Annotated in this window: 6 protein-coding genes; 3 read left to right on the plus strand and 3 right to left on the minus strand. The window is 74.2% G+C overall.

The window, feature by feature from the left end:
* Window positions 1–87: 87 nt before the first annotated feature.
* Genes ACZ6I1_RS19305 through ACZ6I1_RS19315 form a run of 3 tightly spaced genes read right to left on the minus strand, consistent with a single transcriptional unit; the run spans window position 88 to window position 5,153 of the window.
* The gene (locus ACZ6I1_RS19305) at window positions 88–2,532 is read right to left on the minus strand and encodes an ATP-grasp domain-containing protein (protein WP_469288659.1); all 2,445 of its coding nucleotides are present in this window, start codon (window positions 2,530–2,532) and stop codon (window positions 88–90) included.
* A 45-nt stretch (window positions 2,533–2,577) separates the two neighbouring features.
* Window positions 2,578–3,867, minus strand: a complete 1,290-nt coding sequence (locus ACZ6I1_RS19310; protein WP_469288661.1) for an MFS transporter — start codon at window positions 3,865–3,867, stop codon at window positions 2,578–2,580.
* On the minus strand, window positions 3,864–5,153 hold the full coding sequence (locus ACZ6I1_RS19315; RefSeq protein WP_469288663.1) for a condensation domain-containing protein: 1,290 nt from the start codon (window positions 5,151–5,153) through the stop codon (window positions 3,864–3,866). The genes ACZ6I1_RS19310 and ACZ6I1_RS19315 overlap by 4 nt, the downstream gene beginning before the upstream one ends.
* A gap of 234 nt (window positions 5,154–5,387) precedes the next feature.
* On the opposite strand from ACZ6I1_RS19315, the gene ACZ6I1_RS19320 reads away from it, so the two are divergent.
* The 3 genes from ACZ6I1_RS19320 (at window position 5,388) to ACZ6I1_RS19330 (ending at window position 7,869) form a co-directional block, all read left to right on the plus strand.
* The gene (locus ACZ6I1_RS19320; RefSeq protein WP_469288665.1) at window positions 5,388–6,980 is read left to right on the plus strand and encodes an AMP-binding protein; all 1,593 of its coding nucleotides are present in this window, start codon (window positions 5,388–5,390) and stop codon (window positions 6,978–6,980) included.
* Window positions 6,981–7,072: 92 nt separating this feature from the next.
* Window positions 7,073–7,336: a DUF6059 family protein gene (locus ACZ6I1_RS19325; protein WP_469288667.1), complete on the plus strand. Its 264-nt coding sequence runs from the start codon at window positions 7,073–7,075 to the stop codon at window positions 7,334–7,336.
* Between the two features lie 134 nt (window positions 7,337–7,470).
* Window positions 7,471–7,869: a hypothetical protein gene (locus ACZ6I1_RS19330; protein WP_469288669.1), complete on the plus strand. Its 399-nt coding sequence runs from the start codon at window positions 7,471–7,473 to the stop codon at window positions 7,867–7,869.
* Window positions 7,870–7,915: the final 46 nt, after the last annotated feature.

The following is a 7,915-nucleotide window of genomic DNA, read 5'->3' on the forward strand; positions in this document are numbered from 1 at the left end:
CGCCTTTCTTCGGTGTGCGTACGGTCGTTGCGTGGTGCTGTCGTCCGTGCGGGCGTTGTGCTGTGCTGTGCGGGGTGCGGCGGGGTGTCAGCCGGCGGCCGTGACGAGCGGGGTGACGTCGGCGCGTACGGCCCGGGCCGCGCGCACCGACGCGGCGGCGCACTGCTCGGGGGTGTCCCCGGTGACCAGCAGGGCGGCCAGCCGCGGCACGATGCCGCGCGGCGGCAGCAGGAGTTCGGTGCCGGGTGCGGCCAGGGCGACGGCGCGTTCGACGCCGGGCACGGCTTCGGCGGCGGTGAGGTCGAGGGAGCGGACCTGCCCGTCGTGGGGCGGGTAGACGAAGGTGACCTCGGCGCAGCGGTCCCGGGTCGGGACGAGGTCCGGGGTACGGCCGAGGGCGAGGTCGCAGGCGGCGGCGACCAGGTCGACCCCGGTGGCGAGGGCGCCGAGCAGCGGGATGAAGTCCCCGCCGAGGCGGCCGTTGACCTCGACGACGCGCGGTCCGGTGGGGGTGAGCCGGAGCTCGGTGTGGGTGAGGCCGGTGCGGATGCCGAGCGCCGCGTGGGCCTCGGTGACCACGGTCTCGACGGCTTCGGCCCAGCTTTCGTGGCGCCAGGGCGCCACGAGGTGGCCGACCTCCTCGAAGTAGGGGGCGAAGCCGAGGCGCTTGCGGGCGACGTTGGCGACCACCGCCCGGCCGCCGCGGACGGCGCAGTCCACGCTGATCTCGGGGCCGGTCAGGTACTCCTCGACGATCACCCCGTCGAGTCCGGTGATGCCGGGGAAGGACGATCCGGCGGCCTGGTCGAAGGCGGCGGCGAGTTCGCGGGGGTCGGCGGCGAGGGTGACCCCGATGGAGCCGGCCAGGGCGCGCGGCTTGACGACGACGGGGTACCCGAGGGCCTCGGCGGCGTCCAGGGCCTCGGCCGGTGTGCGGACGTGGCGGAACCCGGCCGAGGGGACTCCCGCGGCGCCCAGGACGCGGCGGGTGGTGAGCTTGTCCCGGCAGCGGTCCACAGCGTCGGGGGCCATGTGCGGCAGGCCGAGCCGGGCGGCGGCCTCGGCGGTGGTGCGCAGCAGCGTCTCGTCCCAGGTGAGGACTCCGGCGGGGCCGCGGTGGCCGGCGAGCAGCGAGGCGACGGCTGCGGCGGTCGCCGCCGGGTCCGAGGTGTCGGCGGTGCGGTGGCGGTCCTGGACGTACGGGAGCTGCCAGTCGGCGGGCCCGGGCTGGACGAGTGCGGTCTCGGCGCGGGCGGCCACCGCCTCCAGGGAGTACGTCCGGTAGGCCGGGGTGCCGCATCCCACGACGACGACGCGGGCGGGGGCTTGCGGATCGAGCGCGGTGGTCTCGAGCCGGGCGGTGCGGGCGGTGCGCCGTACGGCGGCCTCGACCTCGGCGGCGCTGTGGCCGCGGAACCGGAAGCGGGCTCCGGCGTGCTCGTACCCGCCGCCGGTGAGGAGGGCGCCGACGGCCGGGAGTGCTTCGGCGTAGGGGCCTTCGCCCTGGTGGGAGCTGACGGCGCGGACTCGGCTGGGGGTGGCCTCGGACGGCGGCACCAGCAGCCAGCCGGCAACCTGCGAAGGGTCGTCGACGGCGCTGCCGGAGGTGTCGGGCAGGCCGGTCTGGTGGGCGAAGGCGGCGGCCATCAGGTCGATGCCGTGCACTTCGCGCCAGACGAAGGGGACTTCGGCGCCTCCGGGCCGTGCGGCCATTTCGAGCACGGAGAGCCCGCCGAGCTCGTCGCGGAAGAGTTCGAGGTGGAAGACGGAGGGTCCGGTGAACAGGGCCCGGGCGGTGGCGAGGGTGAGCGCGCCGACGGCTTCCAGGGTGGCCTCGTGGTCGATTTCGACGGAGCCGAGCGCGCTGCCGGAGGTGAATTCCAGGCAGGTGTTCAGGTAGCGGGAGGCTCGCCAGGCGCCGAGGCAGGACCCGGTGTAAACGCCGTCGACGTGGAGCACCTGGTGCGGCTGCCAGGGCTGGACGATCATCTCGGTGCCCTCGGGCAGCCGGTACGCGGCGAGCTGCCCGGCGTCGTCGAGGCGGGTGATGGCGGCGCTGGCGGTGCCGCGGCGGGGCTTGACCAGCACGGGCCAGCCGTGGTGCGCGGCGAACTCCTCGATGGCCGCGCGGTCCGGGGCGGGCTCGGTGGCGGGAGCGGGCAGCGCGGCGGCGTGCAGCCGGCGTGCCATGACCAGCTTGTCGCGCAGCGGCTCCAGGTCGGCGGGGTGCGTGCCGGGCAGGCCGTGGGCGGCGCGGAGGTCGGCGGCGAGGTCCAGGTCGGTCTCCTGGAGGGCGACGATCCGGGTGGGCGGGCCGCTGCGGGCCACCAGCTCGTCGACCCGGGCGCGGACCGCCGGCGCGTTCTCGGTGCTGTCGACCAGGGCGACCGCGGCGGCCAGGCCGGTGGGGAGCGAGCGGGCGGCGCGCTCGGTGGTGAGGTAGCTGACGCGGTGGACGGTGTGGTCGATGTAGGCGGCGTAGTCGGCGTAGCGGTCGGTCCACCGGTGGATGACGATGACGTGTTCGGGCATGGCGGAGCCTCCAGAGGGTGAGCGGCGGGAAGGCGACGGTGTTGCTCAGTCGAGGGCGACGGTCAGGGGCTTCAGCACGCGCGACGAGGCGGCGAAGAGCAGCCAGCCCGTCGCGAAGGCGGCGCAGACCACGACGAGTGCGGTGCGCAGGCCCAGTTGTTCGGCGAGGGCGCCGCCCGCCCAGGCGCCCAGCGGGAAGGTTCCGAAGGCCAGGGTGCGGTAGGCGGCGGTGACCCGTCCGAGGCGGTCGGGCGGGGTGACGGTCTGCCGGAGGGTGACGAAGTAGACGTTGAAGACGGTGAATCCGATGCTGAACACCGCGAACGCGCCGGTGATCAGGGCCAGGGAGCCCGGGTCGTCGCCGTCGGGCAGGAGGATGGCGGCGGGGGCGGCGCAGCCGAGGGCCATGGAGCCGACCAGGACGCGTGCGACCCCCAGGGCCCGCCCGGCACGGCGGGCGATGACGGTGCCGAGCACGGCGCCCAGGCTGCCGAGGCCGATGCAGGTGCCGAGGGCTCCGGCGCCGAGGCCGAGTTCCCGTACGGCGTAGACCAGGAAGACGGTGAGCAGGGCCTGTTCGCACAGGTTGAACCAGGCGCCTTTGAAGGTGAGCAGGCGCAGGGCCGGTTCCTTGAGGATGAAGGTGAATCCGGCGCCGAGCTGGCGGCGCAGCCCGCCGTCCTCGTCGGGGCGGGGCCGGGCCGGGGCGTCCTCACGGGTGCGGATCAGCAGCAGGGACACCGCGGAGACGAGGTACGAGGCCACGTCGATGAGCAGGGCGAGCGGGGCTCCGGCGAAGCGGATGAGGAGGCCGCCGAGTCCGGGGCCGCCGACCTGGGCGACCGCGTAGCTGCCCTGGAGCTTGCTGTTGGCGGCGACCAGGTCCCGGCGGTCGACCAGGCTCGGCAGGTACGAGAGGTAGGCGACGTCGAAGAGGGCGGTGCAGCAGCCCATGGCGAACGCGACCGTGTAGAGCAGGCCGAGGGTGAGGCCGTCGGCCCACCAGGCGAGCGGTACGGCGGCGAGGGCGGCGGCGCGGACCAGGTCGGCGCCGACGAGCAGGGGCCGGCGCCTGCGGCGGTCCACCCAGCGGCCCGCGAACACGGTGAGCAGCAGGACGGGCAGGAACTGCACGGCGGCCAGGGTGCCGACCTGGGCGGGCGAGGCGTCGAACACGGTCAGGGCGACGAACGGCAGCGCGAGCTGGGTGACGTAGGTGCCGCACTGGGACACGGTCTGGCCGGTCCACAGCTTGAGGAAGTCGGTGTTGCGCCACAGGCTCGGGCGCGGGGCGGCGGTGGCGGGGTCGGATACGGGTGCGGTGGGCGCGGTCATGCCGTCTTCCCTTCGGCGAGCAGCCGTGCGTGCAGGTCCCACAGGAGGGCGGCGGCCTGGTCCCGGCCGAGGTCCCTGACGGTCAGCCGTACGGACAGCACGCCGCCGAAGTCGTCGGCGCGGGCGTAGCAGCGCGGTCCGATGGTGGTGAACGGGGTCTCCCAGCGGAGGCCGGGGCTCTGGTCGCCCGGGTCGGGCAGGGTGCGGGCGTCCGCGGCGGAAGCGCCGTCGGGCAGGGCTACGAAGTTGTAGGCGCAGGTGGGTTCGGGGGCGCCGGCCCGGTCACGGAGCCGGGCCACGGCGGTGACGTCGTGCATGCCGTGCCGGAAGGCGGTGAGGCTGCTCCAGTGGGCGGCGCGGGCGAGGCCGACGAGGTTGGTGGCGGCCGGCAGCGGAAGCAGCGCGGGCGCCCACTGGTTCATGGAGGTGACCAGTCCCTTCCAGCGTGGTGTGAACCGGTTGGCGCTCATCAACTGGACGGTCAGGGCCTCGGGTTCGGCCTGCCCGTCGGCGCACAGCCGGGCCACGGAGCGGGCGTACGCGGCGAGGACCACGCAGGCGACGGAGACACCGGCCCGGTCGGCGAGGACGCGGGCGGCGGACAGGGCGGGGGCCGAGCGGAGGGTGGCCTGCACGGCGGTGCCGCGGTCGGCGGGCCGGTGCGGGAGGGCGGTGCGCGGCGAGTCGGCGTGCAGCCGCTCCCAGTGCCGCAGGGCCGCGGCCTGGCGGCTGAGCCCGGACGCGGAGAACTGCTCGGCGGCGAGCTCGGCCGGGCCCGGCGCCGGCGCCTCGGCCGTGGCCGCGGGGGCGGCACCGGCGAGGGCCTGGGACAACTGGGTGCGGAGCAGTTCCTGCGCCCAGGCGTCGGCGACGATGTGGTGCTTGACGAAGACCAGCGCGCGGGCCGTGTCCCCCTGGGTCAACAGGCGGGCGCGCCAGCCGTGTTCGGAACCGAGGTCGAAGGGGCGGGCGGCGAGTTCGGCGGCGGCGCCGGCGTGGCCGGGGTCGCCCGGATCGGCCTCGGCCCGGTCGAGCACGGCGGTGGCGGTCTCGTCGGCCGGCAGCTGGCGCGGCGCGTCGGGGTCGGTCAGGTCGTAGCGGGTGCGCAGCGAGGGGTGCCGGCGGGCCAGCGCGCCGAGGGCGCTCCGCACCTGGCGCACGCCGGTGTCCGCGGGGAGGGTCCACACGGCGGCGTTGTTGGGCTCGTGACGTCTGGCCGGGGGCAGATCCCGGATGTCGTGCCAGACCGACAGCTGGCCCAGCGAAAGCGGAATGGCCTGAAACATATGGGGACCGACCTCCAATTCCGGTGTCATGCGAAATGTTTTCCAGTGCTTCTCAAGCGGCTTTCCAGTGGCGGTCCACCAACGCTCCGGTATTGCTCCGGCATTACTCGAAAGAGCATCGATAATTCTGCATTGCGGAAACTTTTTTCCGCCACTGGAGAGACGATTACACAACCTGTTGAAGCATGTCCAGTGCGGCAATTGACGCACTGTGAGGACGAATGGGAGATCCGGATGAACCACGGCGACCGACTGTCCCCGTCTTATGGCGCGTCACCTGCGGAATTCCTGCACGAATTCCTGCTGGCGGCCGTGGCGGATTTTCCCGACCGGCCGGCCGTCATCGAGCCGGCCGATAGCGGCCCACGGGAGACCACCTATCGGGAACTGGCCACGGCGGTGGGTGTCCTCAGCGACGGGCTGGCCGCGCTGGGGGTCGGTGTCGGTGACCGCGTCGTCCTGGAGGCGGACGCCTCCGCCGCGGCCCTCGCCGCGCTGCTGGCCTGCTCCACGCTGGGCGCCGCGTTCATCCCGGTCAGCCCGCAGACCCCGCGGGAGCGGCTGCTGTCGATCGTCGCCGCGACGGATCCGGTGCTGCACCTGCGCGATGCCGGGACCCCCGCCACGGAGCTGCCCGGGGGCGCGGGCACCGCCACCTTCACGGCGGACGGGGTGAGCGCCGGACGGGCGCCCGCACCCCGGGGGCAGCGGCGGCGCACCGGGCGGTCGGTGACCGACCCGGCGTACATCATCTTCACCTCGGGCACCACGGGACGGCCGAAGGGCGTGGTGATGAGCCACCGCGCGGTCGTGGCCTTCTACCGCGGCATGCTGGCCGAGCGGCTGGTCACCGAGCACGACCGGGTGGCCTCCACCTCGCCGCTGCAGTTCGACTTCTCGCTGCTGAACTTCGGCATGGCCCTCGGCGCCGGCGCCGCCGTGGTACCTCTCCCGCCCGAGGTGGTGCGCTGGCCGCGGCGCTTCCTGTCCGCGCTGCGCGAGACGGGCGCCACCCAGGTCAACGGGGTGCCGTCGCTGTGGACTTCCGTACTGCGCCGCGACACCGACCGGCTCGTGGCGCTGGACGCCCTGCGCACGATCCTGTTCTGCGGTGAGAAGTTCCCCCTGCCGCAGCTGCGCCGCATCCAGGAGGTCCGGCCCGACCTGCGGATCGTCAACTGCTACGGCAGCACCGAGTCCATGGCCGCCTCCTTCGCCGCAGTGCCCCGGCCGCTGCCCGCGGACGAGACCGACCTGTCCATCGGTGTCGCCCACACCGGCGCGGAGATGCTGCTGGTCGACGCCGGCGGCCGGGTCGTCGACGAGCCGTACGTCACCGGGGAGATCCTGCTGCGGACGCCCGCGCTCTTCTCCGGGTACTGGGACGACCCGCGGGCCACCGCTGCGGCGCTGGCGCCCGATCCGCTGGAGCCGCGCTCCGGGCAGCCGCTGCTGCGCACCGGGGACCTCGCCTACCGCGACCCGGACGGCGCCTTCCGGCTGAAGGGGCGGACGGACTCCCAGGTGCAGATCCGCGGCAACCGGGTGGAGCTCGGCGAGGTGGAACGCCGGCTGCTGGAACTGCCCGGGACGGCCGCGGCGGCGGTGTTCACCGAGGAGCGCGGCTCCGACGGAGCCGTGCTGTGCGCGTTCGTCGTCCCGGTGCCGGGTGCGGGGGGCGCGGCCGCGGACGCCGCCCAGGTCCGCGCCTTCTGCGCGGACGCGCTGCCCGCGTACATGGTGCCGCAGGAGGTCAGGTCGGTGCCCGCCCTGCCCGTCACCGCCAACGGCAAGACCGACCGGGCGGCGCTGCTGGCCCTTCTCTAGCGCATCCCGAGGCGATGTCGAGCGGGGTCCCAGGGCGGGCCGGAAGCATTCCCCGGAGCATGATCGTTCCGACGAATGGGGTAACAGTGGACATGCGACCCGGCAGACGGCCCAAGGGGTCCCGGCGGTCTTCCCTCGCACGGCGCTGGGCGGGCGTGGTGTGGGAGAGCCTGGTCTGCTTCGGCACCCTCCACTTGCACGGGGAGACACTGCGCCTCGCCGAGGCCGAGCCGAGGCCGCTCCCCCTCGACGGCCCGCCACCGGGTCACCCGGAACGCCTGCGTCCCGACGTTCCCTTCAGCCCGGTCGAACGCGCCCTGCTCCGCGACCTCCGGGCCGAGGGCCCCGTCCACTGAGGGGCGGCTCCCGCCGGGCGGGCACAGGGGTGAAGACGTATCCATCATGACAGGTCAGGCGGTGTTTTCGTAGGACGGACAGCACAGCGGATCGCCCTTGTTCGGACGCCTGTGCGGCTTTCAGAATCTCCCTCATGAATCACACGGCGAAGATCAACCACGACGCGGTCCTGCGAGCCCGGGTGGCCCTCCTCGGATCGGAGACGCTGCCGGTCCGGCAGCAGGTCGCCGCCTATCGCGTTCTCGTCCGGGTGAGCCCCCTGGCGTATCTGCCCCTGCTCGCGGTCGCGCTGTACGAGTACAGCCGCCAGGAGTTCGCCCACCAGGAGGAGACGGCGCTGGCCCTGCGGGCCGAGTCCGTGGCCGCAGCGCGCCGCATGTACGCGATGGAGCCCGAGCGGGCGCCGCTCCTGCTGACGTGTTTGTCGCACTACCGGGAGCAGCTCGTCCTGATGGGCCGCCAGGACGAACTCGCCGCCGTGGACGCGGAGATCGCCCTGGCCGCATCCGGCCGCCCCGTCGACACCATGTGAGGCACCCGCAGGCGCCGGGGGCCGCCGGCCCTCCCGGCGCCAGCGG

The organism is Streptomyces sp. NPDC046303, from assembly GCF_055588085.1.